15 protein-coding genes and 17 pseudogenes are annotated in these 24,265 nt (G+C 73.3%); 9 read left to right on the forward strand and 23 right to left on the reverse strand.

Annotated features, from left to right (window positions below; translation table 11 throughout):
- Positions 1 to 331 precede the first annotated feature (331 nt).
- The 4 pseudogenes from FF86_RS54725 to FF86_RS54745 all read right to left on the reverse strand — a co-directional run.
- A pseudogene (locus tag FF86_RS54725) lies at positions 332 to 611 on the reverse strand (glutamine synthetase); the annotation flags it as partial.
- A 1-nt stretch (position 612) separates the two neighbouring features.
- Positions 613 to 707: pseudogene (locus tag FF86_RS54730) on the reverse strand (hypothetical protein); the annotation flags it as partial.
- A gap of 42 nt (positions 708 to 749) precedes the next feature.
- Positions 750 to 1,052 (reverse strand): annotated as a pseudogene (locus FF86_RS54740) (type I glutamate--ammonia ligase); the annotation flags it as partial.
- 1 nt (position 1,053) lies between these two features.
- Positions 1,054 to 1,756: pseudogene (locus tag FF86_RS54745) on the reverse strand (glutamine synthetase beta-grasp domain-containing protein); the annotation flags it as partial.
- Positions 1,757 to 1,938: 182 nt separating this feature from the next.
- Between FF86_RS54745 and FF86_RS54750 the strand changes: the two are divergent.
- Positions 1,939 to 2,223 (forward strand): annotated as a pseudogene (locus FF86_RS54750) (RDD family protein); the annotation flags it as partial.
- 1 nt (position 2,224) lies between these two features.
- Positions 2,225 to 2,418, forward strand: a pseudogene (locus tag FF86_RS54755) (RDD family protein); the annotation flags it as partial.
- 208 nt (positions 2,419 to 2,626) lie between these two features.
- Here the strand turns inward: FF86_RS54755 and FF86_RS22125 are convergent.
- The 8 genes and pseudogenes from FF86_RS22125 to FF86_RS22145 all read right to left on the reverse strand — a co-directional run bounded on the left by FF86_RS22125 (position 2,627) and on the right by FF86_RS22145 (position 6,478).
- Positions 2,627 to 3,457: a DUF4191 domain-containing protein gene (locus tag FF86_RS22125; RefSeq protein WP_044887532.1), complete on the reverse strand. Its 831-nt coding sequence runs from the start codon at positions 3,455 to 3,457 to the stop codon at positions 2,627 to 2,629.
- A gap of 137 nt (positions 3,458 to 3,594) precedes the next feature.
- Entirely contained in the window at positions 3,595 to 3,903 is a 309-nt protein-coding gene (locus FF86_RS22130; RefSeq protein WP_044887533.1) for a hypothetical protein, read from the reverse strand.
- Positions 3,904 to 4,075: 172 nt separating this feature from the next.
- Positions 4,076 to 4,190 (reverse strand): annotated as a pseudogene (locus FF86_RS54760) (lipoyl synthase); the annotation flags it as partial.
- Between the two features lies 1 nt (position 4,191).
- Positions 4,192 to 4,334: pseudogene (locus FF86_RS54765) on the reverse strand (lipoyl synthase); the annotation flags it as partial.
- 1 nt (position 4,335) lies between these two features.
- A pseudogene (locus FF86_RS54770) lies at positions 4,336 to 4,922 on the reverse strand (lipoyl synthase); the annotation flags it as partial.
- Between the two features lies 1 nt (position 4,923).
- Positions 4,924 to 5,025 (reverse strand): annotated as a pseudogene (locus tag FF86_RS54775) (lipoyl synthase); the annotation flags it as partial.
- Positions 5,022 to 5,690, reverse strand: a complete 669-nt coding sequence (lipB, locus tag FF86_RS22140; protein WP_236706459.1) for a lipoyl(octanoyl) transferase LipB — start codon at positions 5,688 to 5,690, stop codon at positions 5,022 to 5,024. The gene lipB and the pseudogene FF86_RS54775, both read right to left, overlap by 4 nt.
- Before the next feature lie 53 nt (positions 5,691 to 5,743).
- Positions 5,744 to 6,478 carry a peptidase E gene (locus FF86_RS22145; protein ID WP_044887536.1) on the reverse strand — a complete coding sequence of 245 codons (735 nt, stop codon included), beginning with the start codon at positions 6,476 to 6,478 and terminating at the stop codon, positions 5,744 to 5,746.
- 375 nt (positions 6,479 to 6,853) lie between these two features.
- Between FF86_RS22145 and FF86_RS22150 the strand changes: the two genes are divergently transcribed.
- Positions 6,854 to 8,830, forward strand: coding sequence for a serine/threonine protein kinase (locus tag FF86_RS22150; protein ID WP_242419273.1), 1,977 nt, complete (start codon positions 6,854 to 6,856; stop codon positions 8,828 to 8,830).
- 1 nt (position 8,831) lies between these two features.
- Here the strand turns inward: FF86_RS22150 and FF86_RS22155 are convergent, their stop codons facing one another.
- The 5 genes and pseudogenes from FF86_RS22155 to FF86_RS22170 form a co-directional block, all read right to left on the reverse strand.
- Complete coding sequence (locus FF86_RS22155) at positions 8,832 to 9,743, reverse strand: TIGR01777 family oxidoreductase (protein ID WP_044887544.1); 912 nt, start codon at positions 9,741 to 9,743, stop codon at positions 8,832 to 8,834.
- Positions 9,744 to 9,846: 103 nt separating this feature from the next.
- Positions 9,847 to 10,016 (reverse strand): 2-oxo acid dehydrogenase subunit E2 (locus FF86_RS54780; protein ID WP_242419281.1); only part of this gene is annotated, 170 nt, incomplete at its 5' end.
- A gap of 1 nt (position 10,017) precedes the next feature.
- Positions 10,018 to 11,289 (reverse strand): annotated as a pseudogene (locus tag FF86_RS22160) (2-oxo acid dehydrogenase subunit E2); the annotation flags it as partial.
- Between the two features lie 145 nt (positions 11,290 to 11,434).
- Positions 11,435 to 12,817 (reverse strand): dihydrolipoyl dehydrogenase, encoded by a 1,383-nt coding sequence (gene lpdA, locus FF86_RS22165; RefSeq protein WP_044888267.1) that lies wholly within the window; start codon positions 12,815 to 12,817, stop codon positions 11,435 to 11,437.
- A 339-nt stretch (positions 12,818 to 13,156) separates the two neighbouring features.
- Positions 13,157 to 14,735, reverse strand: a 1,579-nt coding sequence (locus tag FF86_RS22170) for a leucyl aminopeptidase (RefSeq protein WP_242419274.1), incomplete at its 5' end; no start/stop codon positions are given.
- 90 nt (positions 14,736 to 14,825) lie between these two features.
- On the opposite strand from FF86_RS22170, the gene FF86_RS67650 reads away from it, so the two are divergent.
- The 3 genes and pseudogenes from FF86_RS67650 to FF86_RS54790 form a co-directional block, all read left to right on the forward strand.
- The coding region (locus tag FF86_RS67650; RefSeq protein ID WP_396230007.1) for a hypothetical protein at positions 14,826 to 14,946 on the forward strand (121 nt) is incomplete at its 3' end.
- A 1-nt stretch (position 14,947) separates the two neighbouring features.
- Positions 14,948 to 15,559 (forward strand): annotated as a pseudogene (locus tag FF86_RS54785) (glycine cleavage system protein T); the annotation flags it as partial.
- Between the two features lies 1 nt (position 15,560).
- Positions 15,561 to 15,971, forward strand: a pseudogene (locus FF86_RS54790) (glycine cleavage T C-terminal barrel domain-containing protein); the annotation flags it as partial.
- Between the two features lie 16 nt (positions 15,972 to 15,987).
- Here the strand turns inward: FF86_RS54790 and FF86_RS22180 are convergent.
- The 4 genes and pseudogenes from FF86_RS22180 to FF86_RS54805 all read right to left on the reverse strand — a co-directional run.
- Positions 15,988 to 16,824, reverse strand: a complete 837-nt coding sequence (locus FF86_RS22180) for an adenosylcobinamide-GDP ribazoletransferase (RefSeq protein WP_044888264.1) — start codon at positions 16,822 to 16,824, stop codon at positions 15,988 to 15,990.
- The coding region (locus FF86_RS54795; protein WP_242419275.1) for a nicotinate-nucleotide--dimethylbenzimidazole phosphoribosyltransferase at positions 16,824 to 17,495 on the reverse strand (672 nt) is incomplete at its 5' end. The genes FF86_RS22180 and FF86_RS54795, both read right to left, overlap by 1 nt.
- A 1-nt stretch (position 17,496) precedes the next feature.
- Positions 17,497 to 17,843: pseudogene (locus FF86_RS54800) on the reverse strand (nicotinate-nucleotide--dimethylbenzimidazole phosphoribosyltransferase); the annotation flags it as partial.
- A gap of 1 nt (position 17,844) precedes the next feature.
- Positions 17,845 to 17,960, reverse strand: a pseudogene (locus tag FF86_RS54805) (nicotinate-nucleotide--dimethylbenzimidazole phosphoribosyltransferase); the annotation flags it as partial.
- A 285-nt stretch (positions 17,961 to 18,245) separates the two neighbouring features.
- On the opposite strand from FF86_RS54805, the gene FF86_RS54810 reads away from it, so the two are divergent.
- From FF86_RS54810 to FF86_RS54820, 3 genes and pseudogenes are all read left to right on the forward strand, one after another.
- A partial coding sequence (locus tag FF86_RS54810; RefSeq protein WP_242419276.1) for a DUF4062 domain-containing protein occupies positions 18,246 to 19,156 on the forward strand: 911 nt, incomplete at its 3' end.
- Position 19,157: 1 nt separating this feature from the next.
- Positions 19,158 to 19,598 (forward strand): annotated as a pseudogene (locus FF86_RS54815) (hypothetical protein); the annotation flags it as partial.
- 591 nt (positions 19,599 to 20,189) lie between these two features.
- Positions 20,190 to 22,283, forward strand: coding sequence for a WD40 repeat domain-containing protein (locus tag FF86_RS54820; RefSeq protein ID WP_255355875.1), 2,094 nt, complete (start codon positions 20,190 to 20,192; stop codon positions 22,281 to 22,283).
- Positions 22,284 to 22,546: 263 nt separating this feature from the next.
- On the opposite strand, the pseudogene FF86_RS67655 reads toward FF86_RS54820, so the two are convergent.
- Positions 22,547 to 22,699, reverse strand: a pseudogene (locus FF86_RS67655) (Fic family protein); the annotation flags it as partial.
- A 71-nt stretch (positions 22,700 to 22,770) separates the two neighbouring features.
- The gene (locus FF86_RS22200; protein WP_052681542.1) at positions 22,771 to 24,051 is read right to left on the reverse strand and encodes a cation:proton antiporter; all 1,281 of its coding nucleotides are present in this window, start codon (positions 24,049 to 24,051) and stop codon (positions 22,771 to 22,773) included.
- Positions 24,052 to 24,265 lie beyond the last annotated feature (214 nt).

Raw genomic sequence — 24,265 nt, forward strand, 5'->3', positions numbered from 1 at the left:
ACCGCCCGGTTCCGCGATTGTTAATTCTTCGTCTCTGGTGCGTCACAGATGGTATTGGCGGCCGGACCAGGGCATTGGTTCCTCGAAGCCGTTCGGCCGGTCGTCCCAAGGTGGTGGGCGTCAATTTTACCGGTCCCGCCCAGACAGCACGGAATATTTTTCTCGGAGGGCGCCCACGACCGTGCGGGAGGCCCCACTCCGGCGCTGTTGGAACGGGGCCCGGAGAAGGCGGCCGACGGGAATCTCCACCGATTCTCGGCCGGCGCGCGCGGCGCCCCGGCCGCGCGGCCGGGTTTCTCGGCCCGGCCGGCGGTGAAGGTGACGCTGTCGGTCAGATGTCGTAGTAGAGGGTGAACTCGTACGGGTGCGGCCGGAGCCGGATGGCGTCGACCTCGTTGAGCCGCTTGTACTCCAGCCAGGTCTCGATCAGATCGGTGGTGAAGACGTCGCCCTCGCGGAGGAAATCGTTGTCCGCCTCGAGCGCGTCGAGCACCTTCTCCAGCGAGCCGGGAACCTGCGGGACCGCGGCCAGCTCGTCCGGCGGGAGCTCGTAGAGGTCCTTGTCGATCGGGTCCGGCGGGTCAATCTTGTTGCGGATGCCGTCCAGGCCGNCCATGAGCATCGCGGCGAAGGCCAGATACGGGTTGCAGCTCGGGTCCGGGACGCGGAACTCGACCCGCTTCGCCTTGGGCGAGTCGCCGCCGAGCNGGATGCGGCAGCACGCGGAGCGGTTGCGCGCCGAGTAGACNAGGTTGACCGGTGCCTCGTAGCCGGGGACCAGCCGGCGGTAGGAGTTCGTGGTCGGGTTGGTGAACGCCAGCAGCGCCGGTGCGTGGTGCAGCAGGCCGCCGATGTAGTAGCGCGCGGTGTCCGACAGGCCGCCGTAGCCGTTGGGGCTGTAGAACAGCGGCTCGCCGTCCTTCCACAGGCTGGAGTGCACGTGCATGCCGGACCCGTTGTCCTCGAACAGGGGCTTCGGCATGAAGGTGACGGTCTTGCCCCGGCTGCGGGCGACGTTGCGGATGACGTACTTGTAGAGCATCAGGTTGTCCNCGGTCTTCAACAGCGTGTCGTAGCGGATGTCGATCTCCGCCTGCCCGGCGGTGCCGACCTCATGGTGCTGCATCTCGACGGTGATGCCGGTCTCATAGAGGACCCGCGTCATCTCCGAGCGGAGGTCCGTGAAGTGATCGGTCGGCGGGACCGGGAAGTAGCCGCCCTTGAAGCGGGGCTTGTAACCGAGGTTGCCGCCCTCTTCCTTTCGGGAGGTGTTCCAGGCGGCCTCGACCGAGTCGACCTGGTGCATCGACCCGTAGGGGTTGTAGTCATAGCGGACGTCGTCGAAGATGTAGAACTCCGCCTCGGGTCCGAAATAGGCCGTGTCGGCGATGCTGGTACCACGCAGGTACGTCTCCGCCTTCTTGGCGATGTTCCGCGGGTCCCGGGAGTACTGCTCCTTCGTGATCGGGTCGTGGATGAAGAACGTCATCGCGAGGGTCTTGTGTTCACGGAACGGATCCACGAAGGCGGTCTGCGGGTCCGGCAGCAACAGCATGTCGGACTCGTGGATGGCCTGGAAACCTCGAATTGAGGAGCCGTCGAACATCAACCCGTCGGTGAACACCGACTCGGCGAAGACCTGCGTCGGAATAGTGAAGTGCTGCATGATTCCGGGCAGATCACAGAATCTTACATCGATGAACTGCACGTCCTCGTCGCGGATATAACGGAGCACGTCCTCGGCTTTTGTGAACATTCGACCTCCAGCGTCCCGTCACGCTTATCAAGCCTGTAGGTTACGGCATGTCGATGTGTCTTCGGTCATGCCCCGGCGGACCCGCGACATCACGAAGTCGTTTCGTTTATGTTACGGGAGCGCACTTTATCACCCTTGGTGAACCCTTGGGTGCAGGTCGGTGCGGCGGATAAGCTTGCGTCGTGGGACGAGCACTTGGAGGCTGGCTCGAAGGGCCTGGTCTGCCCCGGGACACGCCGCCGGGCGTCCGGCTGGGGCTGCCGGCGGAGGGCCGCGGCTCGGTCGTGGGCTTCGGGCCGCGGCTGGGCGCGTACCTCATCGACGCGGTCGTGGCGAACCTGATCGTCGGCGTGCTGTATCTGGCCGGGCTCAGCTACGCCGGCGACGTTCGCGGCCTGGCGATCTACCTGGTGTTCCTGCTGGAGGAGTTCATCCTCGTCAGCACCGGCGGCCAGACGATCGGCATGNGGTTGTTGGGCATGCGGGTGATCCGGCTGCGTGACCGCGGCCGGCAGTCCTGGCCCTGGATCGGGGTGCGCACCCTGCTGCTGGCGCTGCTGGTGCCCGTGGTCGTCTGGGACCGCGACCAGCGCGGCCTGCATGATCGTGCGGCCGGGACCGTGGTCGTGCGCGATCCCGTCCGCGCGGACTCCGCCCCCTAGGCAGGCAGGCCCGAAGTCCGGCGGTCCCCGGCGGGAGAGGCCGTGGCCAGGTGCGACTGGAGCGACCCGGGTTCATGTGTTCCGCGCAACCGGGCTCACCACACCCACACCCGGACTCGACCCAGACCGTCGGCCGTGACACGGCCTCGCCCGCCAGGCCTCGCCCTCCCACGCCCACGACCGGCCCCGTCACCGCCGCGTCGTCGGGTCAGCGCAGGCGGCCGCCCCGGGGCACGTTGCGGGGGATCGGGCCCTTCGGGATCGGCAGGGCCGCGCCGCCCATGGCGCGCAGCCGGCGGTCGAGGGCGTCCACCTCCCCGCGACGCAGAGTCCGGCGAAGCCGCATCAGCGTGCCCTGGAGCTTCGGTAGCGGCGTCTCGCCCTCGCCGGTGCCGACGATGATGTCGGTCACCGGCGTGTCGCCGACGACCTTGCGGATCCGGCGCTTCTCCGCAACGAGCAGCTCCCTCGGCCCGCGGCCGCGGCCTTCCGCGATGATCACCACTCCGGCGCGGGAGACGACCCGATGCACCACATCCTGGTGGCGGTTCACGCCGACCGCCGGAGTGATCCGCCAGTCGCCGCGCATCCGCTCGACCACGCCGGCCGCGGCTCCGGGCTTGCCCTCCATCTCCGCGTAGGCGGTGCGCTGGACGCGCCGGCTGAACACGTTCAGGGCGACCACGACGCCGAGCAGGATGGCAATAGGGATCCACACGTACAGCGGCCCGACGAGGATGCCGAGCAGAACGCCGATCACGAGCGGGACGAAGAAGGCCGCCAGGGTGAACCAGAGCACCTGCGGATCGCGCTGGCGTGTGATCGTGAAGACCATCCGCAACTGCGCGAGACGGGCCGCGAAACCGGTCCCCTCCGCGGCGCCGCCCCCGCCCGCACCACCACTGCGGCCCGCACCACCGCCGCGGCCCGTGGCGCCGCCCCGGCTCCCGTCGTTCTTCCCGCTCGCTGCCGCGTTCCTGCCCGCCGCCGCGGGGGTCGACGATCCCGCGGTGTCCCTCGGCTGCTTCCTCAGTGCCATGACCGCGAGCCTACGGCCTGGCGGCTCGCCGCAGTGCGGCTGTCGCGTCCGCCGGGATCATCCGCCGCGACCATCTGCTCGGTCTGCCCGATCCCCGCTGTCCTGGCTGTCGGCGGGGCAGCCCGCCGGCCGGGGAATCAGCTCTGGGCGGCGACGACCCGCGGCAGCCCACGAACGGCCGCGCCGATGCGGGCGGTGGTCGCTGCGCCGCCCAGGCCGGCCAGGCGAGAAACCCGTGCGGCGCCCTCGGTGCCCGGGATGCTGGCGCACGCGTCGGGTCCGGGTGCGATCGGGGCCACCGACACCGGGTCGACCCATCGGTAACCCGATGTGACGTGCAGGTCGGCGGCTGCGCGCCAGGCGTTGCGCCGCGCGGTCTTCTGTCCGCCATGCGGCAGCACGAGCAGAGTCGCTTCTTCGATGACACTGAGCAGTGAACGGAGCACGATGGGAACGACCTCCCGGCACGGTCGTGGGCGCACACCTCGATGATGGGCCAGAGAGAGACCCCCCTCGTGACAAGGGGGTAACGCTACGATGTGTAGCCTAGCCCGTCCGGGGGATGCCCACCAGCGTGCCCGTCACAGCGTGTGAGAGGTTTCCAGCACACTTTCGGGNAGATCGGACATCGCGGTGCGGCCCTCGCCACGAGCCATGATCGCCTGCTGGTAGAGCCGGCCGGCCCGGTAGGACGAGCGCACGAGCGGCCCGGACATGACGCCGGAGAAGCCAANCTCGGCGCCGACGCGCTCCCAGTCGAGGAACTCCTCCGGCCGCACCCAACGCTCCACCGGGTGGTGACGGGGCGTGGGCCGCAGATACTGGGTTACGGTGAGTAGTTCGCAGCCGGCTGTGCGCAGGTCCCGCATGGCCTCGTNGATCTCCTCGCCGGTCTCGCCGAGCCCGAGGATCAGGTTCGACTTCGTGACGAGGCCGGCCGTGCGAGCCTGGCGCAGCACGTCGAGGGAGCGCTCGTAGCGGAACGCCGGCCGGATGCGCTTGAAGATCCGCGGCGCCGTCTCGAGGTTGTGCGCAAGGACCTCGGGGGCCGCACCGAAAACCTCGTCGAGCTGGTCGGCCCGCCCGCCGAAGTCGGGGATGAGCACCTCGACCCCGGTATCCGCGGACAGCGCGTGGACCTGGCGGACCGTCTCGGCGTACAGCCAGGAACCGCCGTCGGCCAGGTCGTCGCGGGCCACGCCGGTGACGGTTGCGTAGCGCAGCCCCATCGTGCGCACGGACTCCGCCACCCGCCGCGGCTCGTCGCGGTCCAGCGGTGTGGGGCGGCCCGAGTCGATCTGGCAGAAGTCGCACCGCCGGGTGCAGACGTCCCCGCCGATCAGGAAGGTCGCCTCGCGGTCCTCCCAGCACTCGTAGATGTTCGGGCAGCCGGCCTCCTCGCACACCGTGTGCAGCCCGGCAGCACGGACCAGCCCCTTGACGTCGGAGTACTCCGGGCCGGTGCNCATCCGGGTGCGGATCCACGGCGGCTTGCGCTCGATCGGCGTCTGCGCGTTGCGCGCCTCCAGGCGCAGCAGGGGGCGTCCCTCGGGGGCGACCGCGCTCATCCGACCAGCTCCATCCGCTCGGTCCCGGGTTGCGGCTGCGCCGGGGGCTCCTCGGCCGGCTCGACCCGCGCGGTGAGGCGATCGCCGAGGTTGCGCCCGCCGAGGTAGCGGGCGAGCACGGCCAGGGTGTGCCGTTCGACCACCGGCCGGGCCTCGGCGACGGTCACCGCCCGACCAAGCTCGGCGGACAGGCTCGTCACCCCGGCGTCGGTGATGCCACAGGGGACGATCTGCCCGAAGGCGCCCAGGTCCGACGAGCAGGTCAGCGCGAAGCCATGGGTGGTCACCGCCTGCCGGACCCGCACGCCGATCGCGGCAACCTTGCGCAGACCGTCCATCGTCCAGACGCCGCTGCGGCCGTCGACCCGGCGGGTCGCCAGCCCCAGCTCGGCGCAGGAGTCGATGAGGGCCTCCTCCAGGGCGCGCACGTAGGCGACGACGTCCAGTGGACGAGGCAGCTTGACGATCGGGTAGCCGACGAGCTGCCCCGGGCCATGCCAGGTGATCTTGCCGCCGCGGTCGACGTCGACGACCTCGGTGCCGTCCAGCGGTCGTTCGAAGGGCTGCGTCCGCCGGCCCGCGGTATAGACGCTGGGATGTTCCACCAGGATGAGTGTGTCGTCCACCTCGTCGGCCACCCGGGCCTCGGCGAGGGATCGTTGCATGTCCCACGCTTCGCGGTAGGGGACCACGGAAAGCCTCAGAACATCCACGCCATTCAGACTACGCGTGCGCCGGGTAGCAGGCGGGGTGTGACCGAGGTCTCGACCGCGGCGCCGTCGGGGCCGCGCTCGACCCGCCAGGCGTGCACGCCTGGCCGATCGGCGACGGCCTCGACCAGGTCGGTGCCGCGAAAGTGCAGCCCGACGCCGTCGTCGGTCGCCCAGCCGGCTGGCAGCGTCCCGTCGGCGACGAGACGCTGGTACAGCGGGCGGCGGCCCGGCTCGGAGTCGTAGTGCGGAGTGTTGCTGAACGGCAGCAGGCCCAGCCCGTTCGTGACCGGCCGCAGGTCCGGGCCGAACGAGTCGGTGGTGCCACCGACATGCCAGCACAGGGAGCCGGCCGAGACGCCGCCGAGGACGACGCCGGCCTCCCACGCCTGGCGCAGGATCTCGCCCAGCCCGTGCACCGCCCAGACCGCGAGCAGGTTCGCCACACTGCCCCCACCGACCCAGATCACGTCCTGGGCCAGCAGGTGGCCGCGGATGTCCGGGATGTTCGGCATGGGGAACAGCGCCAGGTGCGAGACCCGCACGTCGGGCCGGTCGCGGTTGAACGCGGCGTAGCCGCGGGCATAGGCGCCCTGGTCGTCGCCCAGCGCCGTCTGCAGCAGGCAGACCCGGGGCCGCGGGCCGGCCCCGGCCAGGTCGATCGCGTGCGTCAGGATCGGCCCGACCTTCGCGCCGTACCGGCCGTCGGGAAGGAAACCGCCGCTGGTGGCGAGGATCTGCACTCCGCTTTCCCCCTGGCTCGTCGGCCGGCGGCGCTGCCGTCCGGACCCGGTCTCGGGCGATTGTCCGCCATCCGCGCATCCGCGCCCTCGCGGGGGGCCGGACGTCGCCGTCAGGTTTCCGGCCGGGTCCGACAGGTCTGCCGCCCAGTCTCGCCCGGCGCCGGCCCGCACCCGTCGTGACCAGGCATGTCCTCACCCAGACCGGTGCGGGGCAGGACGCCGCCGCAGGAGTGATCGTAAAAAGTTATCCACAACCGGACGAAGAACAATGCAGAGTCGCCCCGATTGAGCCTAGCGTCGCTACCTGTGACCTTCACCGACGATTCCGCGGACAGGCCGGCACGGCGCGTCGGCGGGGCACCCGAGGTGCCGGGGGTGAGCGTGCGTTCCCGGCTGCGGGACGCGGGCTCCGGCGAGCTCTGGGCGGGTCAGTTCGACCAGTCCGGGATCGAGTGCGTCGTGCGCCGGGTGCGTCTCGCCCCCGACCCGGTGCTGCGCTCGGCGGCGGTCGCCGCGGCCCGCGCGCTGGCGGAGCTGGCGCACCCGCACATCAACCCCGTGGTGGCGGTGCTGCCCACGGCGGAGGGGTTGGCGCTGATCACCGAACCGGTCGTCGGCGCGATCAGCCTCGCCCGCCTGCTGGCGCTGCGCGGCGATCTGGATCCGGGCGAGGTCGTCACCGTCGGCCTGCCGGTCGCGCAGGCGCTGGCCGCCGCGCACGCGGTCGGCATCGTGCACGGCCGGCTCGAACGGGAGGACATCCTGCTGGAGCCGAACGGGCGCCCGGTCCTGACCGGCCTCGGGATCGCCGCGCTGGCCGACGCCGCAAGGGCCGATCCCCTTCCGCCCGAGGCGGCTTCGGCGGACGTGCACGACCTCGCCGATCTGCTGCTGGGGGCGATGCGGGAGGCGACGGGCCCGGATGCCGCCGCGGTCGCGGTGGCCGTCGCCACCGCCATGATCGACGATCCGCACCGGCGGCCGAGCGCCGCCGAGCTCGCCGCCGCGCTGGCCCGCAGCGCCACCCCCCTGCCCGTGCGGCTGCCCGGCGACGGCGAGCCGAGGACGGCCGTGCGCCCCGCGGAACCCTCACCCACGCAGACCCTGCCGCGGATTCCCCCGGCGGGCCGGCCCCCTGCCGCCGAATCCCGGCCGCCCGGCGCGCGGCGCACCCCGGCCGGGCCGCCCGACCCACCCGGCTCGCCGCGCCGTCCACAGCCCCCCGCCGACGCGGTGGGCGTCCCGGAGCCCGGCGGACACGGACACGGCGACGGCGACGGCGACGGTCGGCCGCGGCTGCTGGCGGGTGCCCGCCTGAACCCGGGGCCGGACGGCACCCGCGACCCGCGCGACGGGCCGGGCCCCCATGACGACGCCGACCAGCCCCCTCCTGGCGGCCGCGCGCCCGGCCGGCCGACCAGCGGCGCCACCGCCGTCGACGCGGCGGAGCTGCTCGACTCCCTGCCCCCGCCCCCGCGGCGTTCGACGCCCGCCCGCCGGACGTCCCGTGTCGCGGGCAGGGGTGCCGGCACGACCCCGGCCGCGGCGGACCGAGCGAGCCCGGTGAAGGCGCCCCCGGAAGCGTCGCGGCCCGCCACCCGCCCGTCGCGGCCCGCCGCCGGCGCGGCGGCCGGAGGATCCCGTGGGACCCACGGCCGGACCGGTGCTTCCGCGGCGCCTGGTTCTCCGCCGGGGGCGGCGGGTTCGTCGGGTCGGGCCGGGCGGGCGGGCGCCGGCCGTCGGCCGCGCCGCACGGGCGCCCGGCGGCGGCGCTGGCTGCTGCCGGTCACCGCGGGGCTGGGCCTGTTCGCCGTCGTGGTGGCCGTCGTGCTGCTCATGACGAGCCCGTCGGGGGACGGCACCAGCGATACCGCGGCGCCCGCGCCGCAGCCGGCGTCGCCGCCCGCGGCCGGCGTGCCCGGCCGGGACCCGACCGCCTCACCGGTGGCGAACCAGTCGCCCGAGCAGATCTGGCGTGCCGTGCTGGGCGCGCTCAACACCGCCCGCAGTGGGGCCTTCGAGCACGCCGACGAGTCCCTGCTGGGGCAGTCCGACGCCGCCGGCAGCCCCGCCTACAACGCGGACGTCACCCTCATGCGACAGGTCATCGCCCAGGGCGCGCACGCGTCGCCGCTGCACAGCGAGATCCTCGCGCTGCAGGTCCGCGACGAGCAGCCGAACCGCACGGTGCTGCGGGTGACCGAACGCCTGGCCGCCTACGACTACCTCGACGCCCGCGGCCAGCTTCTCGCCCACCAGCCGGCGAAGGACCCCCAGCGCCACGATCTCGTGCTGCTCCGCACGGGCTCCGGTTGGCGGGTCTCGGAGAGCATCCCCGTCGCGGGGAACTAGTTCAGGCGCCGTCGGTGAGGATCGCCCGCAGCGCGGTGTCGATGTCGGGGTGGGTGAACCGGAAGCCGGCTGCGGTCAGCACGGCGGGGGCCAACCGCTGGGAGGCGAGGACGCCCTCGTCGGCGAACTCGCCGAGGGCGGCGCGCAGGGCGAGGCGGGGTACCGCGGCGAACGCCGGGCGGTGCAGCGCCGACGCGAGCGCCGCGGTGAAGGCGGCGTTGGTGACGGGTTCGGGCGCGACCAGGTTCACCGGCCCGGCCACCGAGTCGTCGGCGAGCAGCAGGCGCAACGCCGCCACGTGGTCGGTGCAGCTGATCCAGCTCAGCCACTGGCGGCCCGATCCCAGCCGACCCCCGAGCCCCAGCCGGAACAGCGGGAGCTGGCGGCCGAGGCTGCCTCCGTGGCGGGAGAGCACGACCCCGGTCCGCAGCGTGACGACCCGGATGCCGGCCTCGCGGGCGGGCGTGGCCGCCGCCTCCCAGTCCTCGACGAGCCGGGCGAGGAACCCCGCGCCGGCGGGGGCGTTCTCGTCGAGCGGGCCGGCGTCGCCGCCCGCCGAGGTGCCGTACCAGCCGACGGCGCTGCCGGAGAGGAACGCCTGCGGGGGCGGGGTGAGGGTGGCGAGGGTGCGGGCGAGCAGGTCGGTGCCGGCGATCCGGCTGTCGCGCAGCAGGCGCTTGTAGTCGTCGGTCCAGCGGCGGTCGCCGATGCCCGCGCCGGCGAGGTGGACGACGGCGTCGGTGCCGGCGAGCGCCGCCGGGTCGAGCCGACCGGCGGCGGGATCCCACTGGATCTCGCCGCCGGTGCGGGGTGTCCGCCGGACCAGGGTGGTCACGGTGTGGCCGTCCCCGTGCAGGGCGGGGACGAGTGCTGAACCGATCAGTCCCGAGGCCCCGGTCACCACGATGCGCATGGTGACCATCGTGGCCGGTCGCCGCCTCGGATGCGAGGCGGCGACCGGGCCCGTGTCCGCTGCCGGCGCCTGGAGACTGGCGGCGTCCTGAGGCTGGCGGAGCCTAGAGGCCCAGGTCGGCCTCGAAGGCACCCTCCTCGAGCCGCCGCTTGATGAAGGTCAGGAAGCGGGCGGCGTCGGCCCCGTCGACGATGCGGTGGTCGTAGGTCAGCGACAGGTACACCGCCGACCGCACGGCGATGATCTCCCCGAGCTCCGGGTCGTCGATGACGGNGGGCTTCTTCGTCACGATCCCCGTGCCGAGGATGCCCACCTGCGGCTGGTTGATGATCGGCGTGTCGAACAGGGCGCCTCGGCTGCCCGTGTTCGTGAGGGTGAAGGTCCCCCCGCCGAGCTCGTCCGGGGAGATCTTGTTGGCCCGGGTCCGGCTGGCCAGATCGTCGATCTTGCGTGCGAGACCGGTGAGGTTGAGGTCACCGGCGCTGTGGATGACCGGCACGACCAGGCCGCGCTCGGAGTCCACGGCGATGCCGAGGTTCTCGTCGCCGTGGTAGGTGACCGTCCCCGCCTCGACGTCGAGGCTGGCGTTGAGCTGCGGGAACTCGCGCAGCGCCTCGCAGGTCGCCAGCGCGAAGAACGGCAGGAACGACAGCTTCAGTCCCTCGCGGGCCTGGAAGCCGGCCTTGGCCCGGTCCCGCAGCCGCGCGATGCGGGTGACGTCCACCTCGACGACGGTGGTGAGCTGGGCGCTGATCTGCAGCGACTCGACCATGCGCTTGGCGACCAGGGCGCGCAGCCGGGAGAGCTTCTCGGTGCGCCCACGGACCGGGGCGGGGGCGGAGGTGCCCGTGCCGGTCGTCGCCGGGGCGGCCGCAGCCGGGGCGGCCGGGGCCGCGGGGCGGGCCGGTGCCGACGGCGCGGCGGGAGCTGCCGGGGCGGCGGGGGCGGCGCCGGAGCGGGCCGCCTCCTGGATGTCCTGCTTGGTGATCCGGCCGCCGGGGCCCGAGCCGGTCACGTCGGCGAGGTCGACGCCCAGCTCGGCGGCCATCTTGCGGACCAGCGGCGTGACGTAGCGACCGATCCCGCCGTCGCCGTTGGAGGTGGCCACCGGGGCGGGTGCGGTCGGTGCCTGGGCGGGCACCGGGGCCGGCTCCGGCGCGCGGACCGGCGCCGGGGCGGGGGCCGGGGTGGGGGCCGGGGCGGGCGGGGGAGCCGCGGCGGCGGGCTTGGCCGGCTCGGGCTCGGGCTCAGGAGCGGGGGCGGGGGCGGGGGCCTCGGCGGGGGCGGCCGCGGCGGAACCGCCGCCGGAGCCGTCGTCGATGACCGCGAGCTCGACGCCGACCTCGACGGTCTCGTCCTCCGCGACCTTGATGGAGCTGATGACACCGGAGGCGGGGGCAGGAATCTCGGTGTCGACCTTGTCCGTGCTGACCTCGAGAAGCGGCTCGTCGGCCTCGACGCGCTCACCCTCCTGCTTCAGCCAACGGGTGACGGTTCCCTCGGAGACACTTTCCCCGAGCCGGGGCATCGTGACAGATACAGACATGCTGGAACGACTCCTTCGTCGCGTCCGGCATGCACCGCGCAAGCGGCCGGCCGGAGGCGCTCATGCTTTGGCGTGAACGTGAGTACCTGGGCGGGATCGGGCCGCGGGGCGAACCCGGTCGCGGACCGATCCCAGGGCGATCGCCCTAGCCGTGGACGTGAAGGGGCTTGCCGGCCAGCGCCAGGTGCGCCTCGCCGAGAGCCTCGGACAGGGTGGGGTGGGGGTGGATCAACTGGGCGACGTCGGAGGGGAACGCCTCCCAGTTCGTGATGAGCTGGGCCTCGGCGATGAGCTCGCCCACCCGGTCGCCGACCATGTGGACGCCGACCACCGCACCGTCGGGGACTGCGATCAACGTCACGGCACCGGCGGTCTTGAGGATCTGCGACTTGCCGTTGCCCGCCAGGTTGTAGGTGACGGTGCGGATGTCGCCGAAGCGCTCCCGGGCGGCCGCGGCGGTCAGCCCGACCGACGCCACCTCGGGGTGGGAGTAGGTGACCCGCGGGACGTTGTCGTAGTCGACCGGCACCGGGTTGAGCCCGGCGAGCTGCTCGGCGACGAAGATGCCCTCCGCGAACCCCACGTGGGCGAGCTGCAGGCCCGGCCGCAGGTCGCCGAGCGCGGACACGGTGGGGACGTTCGTGCGCAGGTTGCGGTCGACCAGGACGTAGCCGCGGTCGGTAGCGATGCCGACCTCCTCGTAGCCGAGGCCGGCCGAGACCGGTCCGCGGCCCACCGCGACGAGCAGCAGCTCGGCCTCGATGGTCGTGCCGCTCTCCAGCGACACGGTGACCCCGTGGTCGGTCGTCTTCACGCCGGCGAAGCGGGCGCCGAGGTGCTGTTTGATACCACGCTTGCGGAAGGCGCGCTCCAGCAGCTTGGAGCTGGACTCGTCCTCCAGCGGCACCAGATGCGGCAGCGCCTCGACGATCGTCACCTCGGCGCCGTAGGAGCGCCAGACCGAGGCGAACTCGCAGCCGATGGCGCCGGCCCCGAGGACCACGGCGGATGCCGGCACGTGGTCGAGGGTCAGGGCGTCGTCGCTGGTGATGACCTTGTCGTGGTCGATGTCCAGACCGGGCAGGGACTTCGAGTACGAGCCGGTGGCGAGCAGGACGTGCCGGCCGGTGATGACACGATCGCCGACCGTGACGGACGTCGGCGAGGTGAGCCGGCCGAATCCCTCGACCACCTCGATGCCGCGGGACTTGATCAGGCCGGTCAGCCCCTTGAACAGGCCGGCGATGACCGAGTCCTTGTAGGAGTTGACCTTCGCCATGTCGATGCCGTCGAAGGTGGAGCGGATCCCGAAGGATTCGCTCTCATTGATGTTGTCGACGATCTCCGCCGAATGCAGCAGCGCCTTGGTCGGGATGCAGCCTCGGTGCAGGCAGGTGCCGCCGAGCTTGTCCTTCTCGATCAGAACGACGCTCAGGTCGAGTTCCGCGGCGCGCAGCGCGGCGGCGTATCCGCCGCTGCCGCCACCGAGGATGACCAGGTCGACGGGACCGGCCGCTGAATCCGCCACGCCAGAGGTCCCTTCTCGTTGACTTCTATGGTTGTGCCGGTGATGCCGGAAGCGTGACCCGTACCCACCGGTGTCGCGTGCCCGCGACGCCGGTGACACGGCCGGCCGCGCCGGCGGCGGGCCGGGGACGCCGGCATCGGCGTGCCCTTCGGGCCGGCGTTTCAGGCCACGACTCGCCACACCACGTCGGTCCGAGCCCAGTCTTTCACGCCGTGGGGCCCCTTCCGCTCGGATGGGCGAGTGTGCTGCATCGCGCGGGGTGCGGCCGCTATCGACGCTCTGCCATTCTCCCGGTCGGTCAGTGGGCGGTTGGTCAGTGGGCGGTCGGTCGGCGATGGGTCAGCCGGAGATCGTGGGGCCGTGGCCCGACGACGTGCCGGCACGGTTCTCGGCGAGCTGGATGAGCGTGCGGACGATCACGCCGGTGCCGCCCTTGGGGGTGTGCCCATAGGGCTGCCCGCCGTTCCACGACGGACCGGCGATGTCGATGTGCGCCCAGCTCGCCTCGTCGGGCACGAAGTGGGCGAGGAAGTGCGCCGCGACCAGCATCCCGCCGTCCCGGCTGCCGCCGGGCGGGACGTTCGCGATGTCGGCGACCGTGGAGTCCAGCCCCTTGCGCAGCTCCGGCGGCAGCGGCATCGGCCAGACGCTCTCCCCGGTCGCGGCGGCGGCCGTCGTGACCGCCTCGACGGCGCCGTCGCGGCCCATCACCCCACTCGTGCGCTGGCCGAGCGAGACGATCTGGGCGCCGGTCAGCGTCGCGATGTCCACGATCAGGTCCGGTCCCTCCTCGGCCGCCCGCACGAGGGCGTCCGCGAGGACGAGCCGGCCCTCGGCGTCGGTGTTGAGCACCTCGACCCGGGTGCCGCCGCGCAGCGTCAGCACGTCCGAGGGGCGGATCGCCTCGCCCGACGGCATGTTCTCCGCGCAGGGCAGCCATCCGGTCACCGTGACCGGCAGCCGCAGGCGCGCCGCGGCGACGACCGTGGCGAGGACCGCGGCCGCGCCCGCCATGTCCGTCTTCATCCACTCCATCGCCGTCGGGGGCTTCAGCGACAGGCCGCCGGAGTCGAAGGTGATGCCCTTGCCGACCAGCGCGAGCGCCGGGCCCTCGCCGCCGCGCCACTCGAGGCGGATCAGCCGGGGCGGGTTGGCGGAACCCTGCCCGACCCCGATGATCCCGCCGAAGCCGCCCTCGGCCAGCGCCACCTCGTCGAGAACCTCGACGGTGACGCCGGCGGCGCTTGCCTTCTCGACGGCGACGTCGGCGAGCAGAGCGGGGGAGAGGTGGCTCGGCGGGGTGTTCACCAGGTCCCGGACCAGGACGACCGCCTCGGCGACGACCACGGCACGGTCGATCTCTCCCTGCGCGAGCGGCAGGGACCTGTCGTCCACGAGGAGCGTCAGCGCGCCGACGGGGGTGGGCAGGCCCTTCGCCGAGGTGGTGCGCAGGCGGTCGAAGGAGTAGGCGCCGAGCAGCGCGCCCTCGGCCACCGCCCGGACCGACTCCGCGGTGATCGCGCCGGGCGCGGCGGCCAGGGCCAGCGCCACGGATCCGGTCCCGGCCAGCGCCCGCACCGCCGTGCCCGCCGCGCGGCGCAGCACCTCCGCGTCCAGGGGGGCGTCCACCGGGGCGTCCACCGAGGCGGACAGGGGAGCGGACGCGGACGCCAGCGGGCCGAGCCCGACCGCGAGGACGGTCGCCGCCGGCAGCGCCCCCAGGGTCGCGAAGCGAACGGTCTCGCCGGCCTTCCCCGTCGCGCCAAGCGAGGTGAGCACCGCGGCAAGCCGGCCGCCGAGCGCCGCGTCCACCTCGGCGGCGCCACCGGCCACCAGAAGGCCGTTCTCGCCCGACGCGGTGCCGATCACCACCGCATCCGCCTCGAGATCGACTAGAGCTGCTGAGCTGGGCGCGATGNTGGTCATGCGGTGAGCGTATTGAACGACAAGCCCGGTGGACGACCCTCCGGGCGCCGCGATCGGTCCTTCGCCGCTCCTTCGTCGTTCCATCGCCGCTCATGCCGATCCGGATCGCGGCGGCACTAGGCTGTCCGCCATGGCAGACCTGCGTCGATCTCCGTTGTACGGCCGTCATGTCGATCTTGGCGCGAAGATGGCCGGCTTCGGGGNCTGGGAGATGCCGATCGAATACGCCGGGCGCGGAGTGCTCGCCGAGCACTCCGCGGTCCGTGGCGCGGTCGGAATCTTCGACGTCAGCCATCTCGGTAAGGCCGAGGTGACCGGCGCGGGCGCCGCCGCGTTCGTCAACGCCTGCCTGAGCAACGACCTGGGCCGGATCTCCGCCGGGCAGGCTCAGTACACGTTGTGCTGCGCTGAGGACGGTGGGGTCGTCGACGACCTGATCGCCTACCTCTTCTCCGCCGAGCGGGTCCTGCTCGTTCCCAATGCCGCGAACAACGCCGAGGTCGTCGCCCGCCTCGCCGAGGCCGCCCCCGCGGGCGTGTCCGTCACCGATCGGCACACCGGGTTCGGGGTGCTCGCGGTGCAGGGCCCCGCGGCCCCGACCCTGGTGGCGGCCCTCGGCCTGCCCACCGACGGGGCGTACATGAGCTTCGTCGAGGCGGAGTGGAAGGGCCACCCGGTGATCGTCTGCCGGTCCGGTTACACCGGCGAGCGAGGCTATGAGCTACTGCCTCGCTGGGACGACACGCCTGCGTTGTGGGACGCGCTGTTCGCCGCGGGGGAGGCGCTCGGCGCGTCGCCCGTCGGTCTCGGCGCCCGNGACACCCTGCGCACGGAGATGGGTTACCCGCTGCACGGCCAGGATCTGTCGCGGGAGATCACGCCGGTGCAGGCCCGGTCCGGGTGGGCGGTCGGCTGGGGCAAGGAACGGTTCTGGGGCCGGGAGGCGCTGCTCGCCGAGCGGGCCGCCGGGGCCGCGCGCCTGCTGTGGGGGCTGACGTCGACCGGGCGGGCCATTCCGCGGCCGCACATGCCCGTGACCACGGCAGGCGGCGAACCGGTCGGCGAGGTCACCAGCGGCACCTTCTCCCCGACGCTGCGCCAGGGCATCGGCCTGGCACTGCTGGGCCGCGGCGTCAACGAGGGCGACACCGTGAACGTCGACGTCCGCGGCCGCCCGAGCCCCATGACGGTCGTCCGACCCCCCTTCGTCCAGTCCTCCCCCCGGTAGCGACCGCGGTCTGCCGCTACCGCTGGTGCCCCAGGAAGTGCACCGCGGGGGTCGGCAGGGTCATGGCCATGATGATCAGGGTCACCATGGTGGTGAGCTCGATGATCGCGCCGAGCATGTCGCCGGTCAGGCCGCTGAAGCGGCTGATCAGATAGCGGCGCAGGGCCACCGAGAAGGCGGTTCCGAGGCAGACGGCGACGACGGCGCGCACGGCTCGGCTGACATCCCCGCCGTCGAAGTCGAGGCGGCCGGCCAGCGCCGCCACCGCGCAGACGCCGATGACGGCGAGCACCGCGTCCCGCGTGCGCACGGTGCCGGCCACGAGCGCGCCGAGGCCGTCCGGATGGGCGGGCGGGGTGTGCCCGGTGCAGGCGAGGGTCGCGGCGAGCCGCCCGGTCATGACGGCGACGAGGATCGAGACCGTGCCGCGGTGCACGGTGATGGCGGCGCTGAGCGCCACGACCTGCAGCAGCACGACGAACACGACGCTGACGACGCCAAAAGCACCGATCGTCGACTCGCGCATGATCTCCAGGGCGCGGTCCCGCCCGCGCACCCGCCGCGCGCCGAGGCCGTCGCCGAGATCGGCCAGGCCGTCGAGGTGCAGGCCCCGGCTGGCCAGCGCGAGGATGGCGATGCCGACCGCGGCGGGCAGCAGGCTCTGGTTGCGGTGGCCGGGCGTCCCGGTCGTGACCCGCAGGGCGACCACGACCACGGCGGTGACCAGCCCGAGGACCAGGCCGACCAGGGGAGCCAGCGCCATGGCGCGGCCGGCCAGACGCCGGTCGAGCCGCTCCGGCCCGCGCAGGGGGAGCGCTGTGAGCAGCGTGAACGCGGTTCTCGCCGCCACCATCACGTGACGTCGACCGCCGCGCCGTCGGTGGCGTCGAGGCCGCCGACGGCCTCGGACTTGCCGCTCACGCCGGCCTGGTCGAACGTCGCCATCTCCGCCAGCGTCGCCTGCGCGGCGCGCACCAACGGCACCGCCAGCAGGGCCCCGGTGCCCTCGCCCAGACGCAGCCCGGCGTCGATCAGCGGCGTGAGCCCGAGCGCGCCCAGCGCGATCGCCTGCGCCGGTTCGGGGGAGCGGGTGCCCGCCACCCACCACTGCCGGGCGCCCGGCGCGATGCGTTCGGCCGCCAGCGCCGCGGCGCAGACGATCACGCCGTCGAGGACGACCGGGGTCCGTCGCACGGCGGCCTGCACCAGCAGGCCGGCGAGCGCCAGCAGGTCCGCCCCGCCGACGACCCGCAGCATCGACAGCGCGTTGCCGGCGAACGGCCGCCCGCGTCGCATGGCATCCCGGATCGCGGCCGTCTTCACCATCCAGCGCCGGTCGTCGATGCCCGTGCCGCGCCCGACCACCTCGATGGGCTCGCGGTCGCACAGCAGCGCGACGATGGTCGCCGCGGGGGTGGTGTTCCCGATCCCCATCTCCCCGGGGACGAGCAGATCCGCACCCGCGTCGATCTCCTCGTCCGCGATGAGCCGGCCGACGGCGAACGCCCGCTCGGCCTCGGCCACNCTCAACGCGTCCGTCCGGTCGATCCGTCCGCTCGAGCGCCGCACCCGGTAACGGTCGGGCGGCGCGGTGCCGTCGACTCCGCCCACGGTCGTGGGCCGCGGGCTGTCCACGGCGACGTCGACGACCCGCACGGCGGCCCCGACCTGGCGGGCGAGGACGTTGACCGCCGCCCCGCCGGCGGCGAAGTTCGCCACCATCTGGGCTGTCACATCGCTGGGGAACGCGGACACGCCGAGCTCGGCGATGCCGTGGTCGCCGGCGATCACGATCGCCCGGACCCGCTCGAAGGGCCGCGGGGGACAGGTCCCCTGCACGCCGGCGAGCCAGATCGACAGCTCCTCGAGCCGNCCGAGCGCGCCCGGCGGCTTGGTCAGCTCGCCCTGCCGGCGCCGGGCCGCCGCCATCGCGTCGCTGTCCAACACCGGGACGACGGGAACGACGCTGCTAGCGTCACGGGAATCCACGAGGTCCTTACTACCTGATCGGTCTGGGGGAGCTGGCACCCCGTCTCCCCCGCGGCAGGCCGCGCCGACGCGCGGCGGGACGGCGCCGAGCGGGCGGCGACCCGAGGCCGAGGCGGACGGACCGTCCCCGGGCGGCCACGCAGCAGCGGCGGAGGATGCGGGTAGCGGAGTCGATCGGATACGTTGCGACATGTGTCGTTCCCGGTTGATCCGTCCTCGGATCGGATTCGGGCACCCGGCTCGGGGCCGGCCGGCGGTGGGCCGCCGGTACAGCGCGAACGGCGGGTGTTTCTGAGCCATACCGCGGAGCTGCGCCGGTTTCCGCGGGAGCGATCGTTCGTCGCCGCCGCCGAGCGGGCCGTCGCGCTGGCGGGCGACCGGGTGATCGACATGGAGTACTTCGGCGCCCGGGACGCCGATCCGGCCGACTTCTGCGTGCGGACGGTCCTTTCCTCCGACGTCTATCTGGGGCTCATCGGCTTTCGTTACGGCTCGCTGGTGACCGGCCGGCCCGAGACGTCCTACACCGAGCTGGAGTTCGACACGGCCACCCGGGCCGGAATGCCCCGCCTGGTGTTCCTGCTGGACTATCTCGCCGAGGTTCCGTTCGGTGAGTTCGTCGACGAGAGCCATGCGGAACGCCAGAAGGCGTTCCGCAGTCGGCTGCGCGAGTCCGGCATCATCACGGCCGATTTCCGCGGTGCCGGCGATCTGGAGACGGCCGTCCTCGACGCCCTGGTGAAGCTGCGGGAGAGCCAGCGCCGGGCGGTCGACCTCAGTGGTGGCGACTCGACCGCGGCCGGCGGCGGCGCACCGGTCGCGGGCGCCGGTCGGCCACGCAGGCCGTGGATGCTGCCCGGCGACCGGGACGACTTTGTGCCCCGCCCCGCGCTCACCGCGGTCGTGCTCGCCGAGGTGCTCGCGAGTGCGGCGGGCGCGGCCCGGCTCGGCGCCGTCCGGGAGCCCATCGTGCTGCACGGCACCGGCGGGATGGGGAAGACCACGCTGACCCGCGGGGTCTGCCGGCAACCGGAGATCGCCGAAACGTTCGGCGGCGGGCTGCTCTGGGTCACGATCGGGGAGACGCTGGACGGCGCCCGGCTCGCGGAACGGATCAACGATCTCAGTGAGGCGCTCAGCGGCGTCCGGCCGACCCTCGCCGATCCGGAGCAGGCCGGCTTCCACCTCGGGACGCTNCTTGGTGACGAGTCCCGGCTACTGGTCGTCGACGACGTGTGGAACCCCGCCCAGTTGCAGCCGTTTCTGCTGGGTGGGGCGGGTACCGTCCGGCTCGTCACCACCCGGCTGCGTGACCTCGTGCCCCGGGCACGGATGATCGAGATTCCGGCGATGCTCCCCACCGAGGCCATGACACTGCTGCTGCGCGACCTCGACATGCAGGCGCCGGAGGCGGCCGAACGGCTGCTGGGGGTGACCGGGCGCTGGCCGGTGCTGCTGCGCCTGGTCAACCGCGCGCTCGTGCGGCATGTCCGCGACGGCATGAGCCTGACCCGGGCCGCCGAGCGGGTGCTGCGCCGGATGCGCCGGCGCGGCCCGACCGGGCTCGACGTCAGCCGGGCCGCGCAGCGCACCGAGGCGGTCGAGGCCACCCTGGCGGCGAGTCTCGGCCTGCTGACCNGGCACCGTCTGGAGCGTTACCTGGAACTCGCGGTCTTCCCCGAGGACGTCGAGATCCCGCGCCGGGTGCTCGACGCCTACTGGGGGGCCACCGGCGATCTCGATCCGGACGAGGTCGACGACCTCTGCCAGGAGCTGGCGGACCTCTCCCTGGTCGTCGCCTACCGCAGGTCGCCGCCCGCGCTGCTGCTGCAGGACGTGCTGCGCACCTACTTGCGGGTCCGGGTCGGCGAGGACCGGCTGCGCGAGTTCGAGGNCGTGCTCTGCGACGCGCTGCGCGACACCTTCCTGCCCGCCCTGCCCGCCCTGCCCGCCCTGCCCGCCCTGCCCGCTTCGGCCGCCTCGGCGACGGTGCCGCCGGCGGTCCTGGCCGTGGCGCCGGGCGAGCCGTGGTGGCTGCTGCNGGAGTCCGCCGACTACGCGTGGACCCACCTCGTCGGCCATCTCGTCGGTGCGGGCCGGACGGCCGAGGTCGCCGCGCTGGTCCGGGATCTGCGCTGGACCCTGGCCAAGCTGCAACGCCCGCAGCTCGGCCCGGTCGCTGTCCAGGCCGACCTCGCCCTGGCGGCGACCGTCCTACCGGACGAGCCGGTGCTGGCCGCGTTGCGCCGCGCCGTCCTGCGTAACGCCCACCTGCTCGGCCCGACCGACCCGCCGGCCTCCCTCGGCGCGGTCCTGACCAGTCGCCTCGACGGCAGCCCGGAACTGGACGACGCCCGGTCCGCCCTCGCGGCCCACGTCGCCCGGCCCCGGCTGACCAACCGATGGTCGCGACCCGACCAGCCGCATCCGGCCCTGCGCCGCACCTTCGCCGGGCATCGGCGCTGGGTGGACGGGCTCGCCGTCGCCCCTGACGGGCGGTCGCTGGCCTCCACCGGCGGTGACGGCGCCATCCGGCTGTGGGAGGTGCCCGACGGGCGTGGCCAGGCCGTCCTGGCCGGGCACGACGGCGACGTGTCCGCCTGCGCGTTCGCCCCGGACGGCCGGGCGCTCGTCTCCGCGGGAGCGGACGGGACGGTGCGGATCTGGGCGGTGCCGAGGCGGTGGGACGACGGCTCCCCGGTCCGCGCGGACGGCGCCTGGCCCGCCGGCCCGGCGGTCGGCCCGGCGGTCGGCCCGGGTCGACCGGCCGCGCCGCGGGTGTTGCGGGGCCATCACGGCGAGGCCACCGCCTGCATGTTCAGCCCGGACGGCGCCCGCGTCCTGTCCGTCGGCGCGGACGGGACCCTGCGCGGGTGGGATGCCTTCGACGGAGAGCCGCTGCTGACCGTGACCCTGGCGGACGCGCCGTTGCGATGCTGCGTCGTGGCTCCGGCCGGCGACTGGCTCGCCGTCGCCGGGGACGATGGCGTGGTCCGGATCTGCGATCCGTTGACCGGCCGCCAGACGACGACCCTGACCGGTCACGTCGGGCCCGTTCTGTCGCTGACGGTCGCGCCGGACGGCACCTGGCTGGGTTCGGCGGGCCGCGACGGCACGTTGCGCCGCTGGACGATGCCCGCCGGCCGCCAGATCGGTCTGATCCGGGAGGACTCCGGGGCGATCCACGCCGCCGCGGTCGACCGGGCCGGCCGGCTGCTGGTGACGACGAGCCGGGAGGGCGTGATCCGGCTGTGGGACGCGCCGACCGGTAGGCACCGGGCCGACCTGTCCGGGGCGGTCGCCAGCCGGGCCTGTGTCCTCGCGCCGGACGGAACGTGGGTGGCCGCCGGCGGCCGGTACGGCGCGATCCGGTTGTGGGCCACCGACGTCGACCTGCCGAAACCGTCCGTCGGCGGGCGGGACGGACCGATGCGGGGCTGCGCCGTCGTCGCCCCCCGCGGCGGCGAGAGCGCCTCCCTGGTCGTCGCCTACACCGACGACGGCACCGCCGTCTGGGATCTGGACACCGGCGAGCGCACCGGCGTCGCGATCGGCGGCGTCGCGGACCGGGTTCGCGGCGCCGAGGCCGGTCCCGACGGCGCCTGGGTGCTCGTCCCCGCGGACCTCACCGCGCTGCGCCGCTGGGATCCGGTGACGGGCGCCGTCCTGGGGACGCTGACGGCCGACGCCGAGATCACCGGCTTCGCCCTCGACCCCACCGGCTCCTGGGCCGTCGCCGCCTGTCGGGACGGCACGCTGCCGCGCTGGGACGTCATGACCGGACACCCGCTGCCGCCGCTGGCCGCCCCTCCCGCCCCGACCGACGTGTCGGGCCCACCCGTGCCCCGGGGTGCCGTCGAGGCCTGTGCCGTCAGTCCGGACGGACGCTGGGTCGCCGCGGGGGGAGAGGGCCGGACCGTGCGGCTGTGGGAGGTCGCGACAGGGCGGCTGCGCCGTGAGCTCGCCGGGCACACCGACGGCGTCCTCGGCGTCGCGTTCTCACCCGACGGTGGGTTGCTGGCCTCCGCCGCGGCCGATCACACCGTGCGGGTCTGGCTGGTCGGCGACGGCGCGTCCGTCGCGACGCTGACCGGCCATCAGCACACCGTGCGCTCGGCGCGGTTCTCACCGGACGGGGCCTGGCTGGCCACGGCGGGCGGCGACGGCGCGCTGCTGGTCTGGGACACGACGAGCTGGACGTGCGCCGCCGTGATGCGCTTCGACGGCGGGGCCCGGGACTGCGTCTGGCTGCCTCCCGAGCTGGGCGGCGGCATCATCCTGGCCTGCTCGGCCGGCCTGCACCGCTACGACCTCGACCTCTGACCACCGGGTTCTGNGGGACCTTCGCGATACCTTCCAGGTCGCTACACGGGCCTCGACCAGGGATGATGCTCGGTGACCGCCGAGTCGGCGCCATCGTTCGCCGTGTCGAACGTGCGTTCCGAACCTCGGGTAGGTCTGGACGGTCCGAACCATCTGGTGACCGTGACCGTGGGGGCGTGGTCTGGTCGACGGTTTCTGTTCTGCCTCGGCACCGTCGCGACCCTCGGTATCCGCCTCGGCGTCTCGACATGTGGCGGTTCTCGTCAGCTGGTGTACGGATTCCTCAAGGTCATGGGTGTGCGCGCCATGTCGAGTGCCGGCTGGGGGAAGCGGGGGCCTGCCGTGTAGGAGCGGGCCCGGGTTCGACCGACCGATGCCAGGACTCCGGCGGTGGTGAGGTCGCGGAGGTCGCGCCGCCCGGCAGGCCGGCCGCGAGCTGCCCGACGACCTCCAGGAGGAGCCATCGTTGTCAGGCTAGCCTTCCTGATCATGTTCTCGACCCCTTGGCTGGACGGGCGAGGCGGGTTGGCGGCGGTGCCTGGGTAGCTTCGCGCATCTCAGGATGGCGGGCTGCCGCGGCCGCGTACCAGCGTCCGTAACGCTGAGCGCCCCACGGTGCGGTGAGGCCGTGCAGAACTACACTCAGACCAACAGTCAGCATCACCACCGGGACGATCTGGTGCTGTTCGGGCAGACCGCTGGTGGCGACCAGGTCCGCGAAGACGATCGACGCCAGCCCGCGTGGCCCGAACCAGCCGACATACGCCACGGTCTGGGGTGCGATCTTTGATCCACACAACGAGACGGCGACCGGGATCATCCGGATGGCAGTCAGGCTGAGCAGCCCATAGGCGACCGTCGTCCAGGTCACGTGTTCGAGGGCTGGTGCCAGGAACAGGGCGCCGAACAGCACGAAGCTCACGGAGACACCGAGCTCGGCGACATCTTGCGGCATCTGTTGCGCCGCGGCCAGGCTCTCGCGCGCGAGCAGGCCGGCCACGAGGCCGGCGGCCCATGCCGCGATGAAGCCGCTGCCGTCGATCAGGTCCGCCAGCGCGTAGGCCAGCGTCGCCGTGGCGAGCAGCGCGACCGACTGCCACGGCCGGCTGGACCAGCCCCTCTTCATCGACCACCGTAGGGCCAGGGCACCACCGGCGCCCAGCGCCACCCCGATGGCGCCGGAGGCCACCAGGGCGCGCAGAAACACCGACACGGCATGTCCGCGGCCGGCGGTTCTTTCTTCCTCCTCCGCCAGGGCCAGGAAGATGGTCACGAACGGAAGGGCCAGGCCATCGTTGAGGCCGCCTTCGACGTTCAGTGCATGTCGGATCAGCGGGGGAACCCGCTGGTTGTTGATGACCGGCAGCCCAAGTGCCGAGTCGGTGGGTGCCAGTATGGCCGCCAGCAGCGCCGCTTCCCACACGCCGAGGCCGGGGAACAGCGCCGACGCCAGCACCCAGCCGGCAGCGATGGTCAACGGGAACCCGATTCCCAGCAGCCGGCCGGGCAGCGGCGCCTCCGTCACCCAGGGCCCCAGGCCGGCCCCCATGGCGTCGGTGAACAGCACGATGACGAGGGTCAGTTCCAGAACCGCCGCGACGCCGTGCTCACCGACGGACGAGGCGATCAGTCCCGAGACCTGTTCGCTGGCCAGCAGGCCGGCCGCGGTGAACACCAGCGCGCCGCTGATCGGCGTCTGCCGCAGGCGCCGATCCACCAGCGCGTAGGCCATCAGCGTCACCGCCACGACCGCGACCGCGGAGTCCAATGCTGTGCTCCTGCCTTATACAGGATCGCCCAGGAGACCAGAAGAGAGGGTAAACGGCTAGGAAACCTCGACAACGGCTGTGCCACATCTGCGGCGCCGGGGTTTGATGCCCAGGACATCCTGAGAGGCGACGGCCAGGGTACGACGGTCCTGGACCGAGGCCGAGATGCCGGAATATCGTTTCCGACGACAACTTCGCGACCATCGTGTAGGC

It is taken from the genome of Frankia sp. CpI1-P (assembly GCF_001421075.1).
GTDB lineage: Bacteria > Actinomycetota > Actinomycetes > Frankiales > Frankiaceae > Frankia > Frankia torreyi.

Coding starts and splice junctions, on each gene's coding strand:
- FF86_RS22125 (WP_044887532.1), bottom strand. CDS start 3,457: ATGGCACTGAGGAAGCAGCCGAGGGACACCGCGGGATCGTCGACCCCC.
- lipB (WP_236706459.1), bottom strand. CDS start 5,690: ATGCAACGATCCCTCGCCGAGGCCCGGGTGGCCGACGAGGTGGACGAC.
- FF86_RS22155 (WP_044887544.1), bottom strand. CDS start 9,743: ATGCGCATCGTGGTGACCGGGGCCTCGGGACTGATCGGTTCAGCACTC.
- FF86_RS22180 (WP_044888264.1), bottom strand. CDS start 16,824: ATGGTGGCGGCGAGAACCGCGTTCACGCTGCTCACAGCGCTCCCCCTG.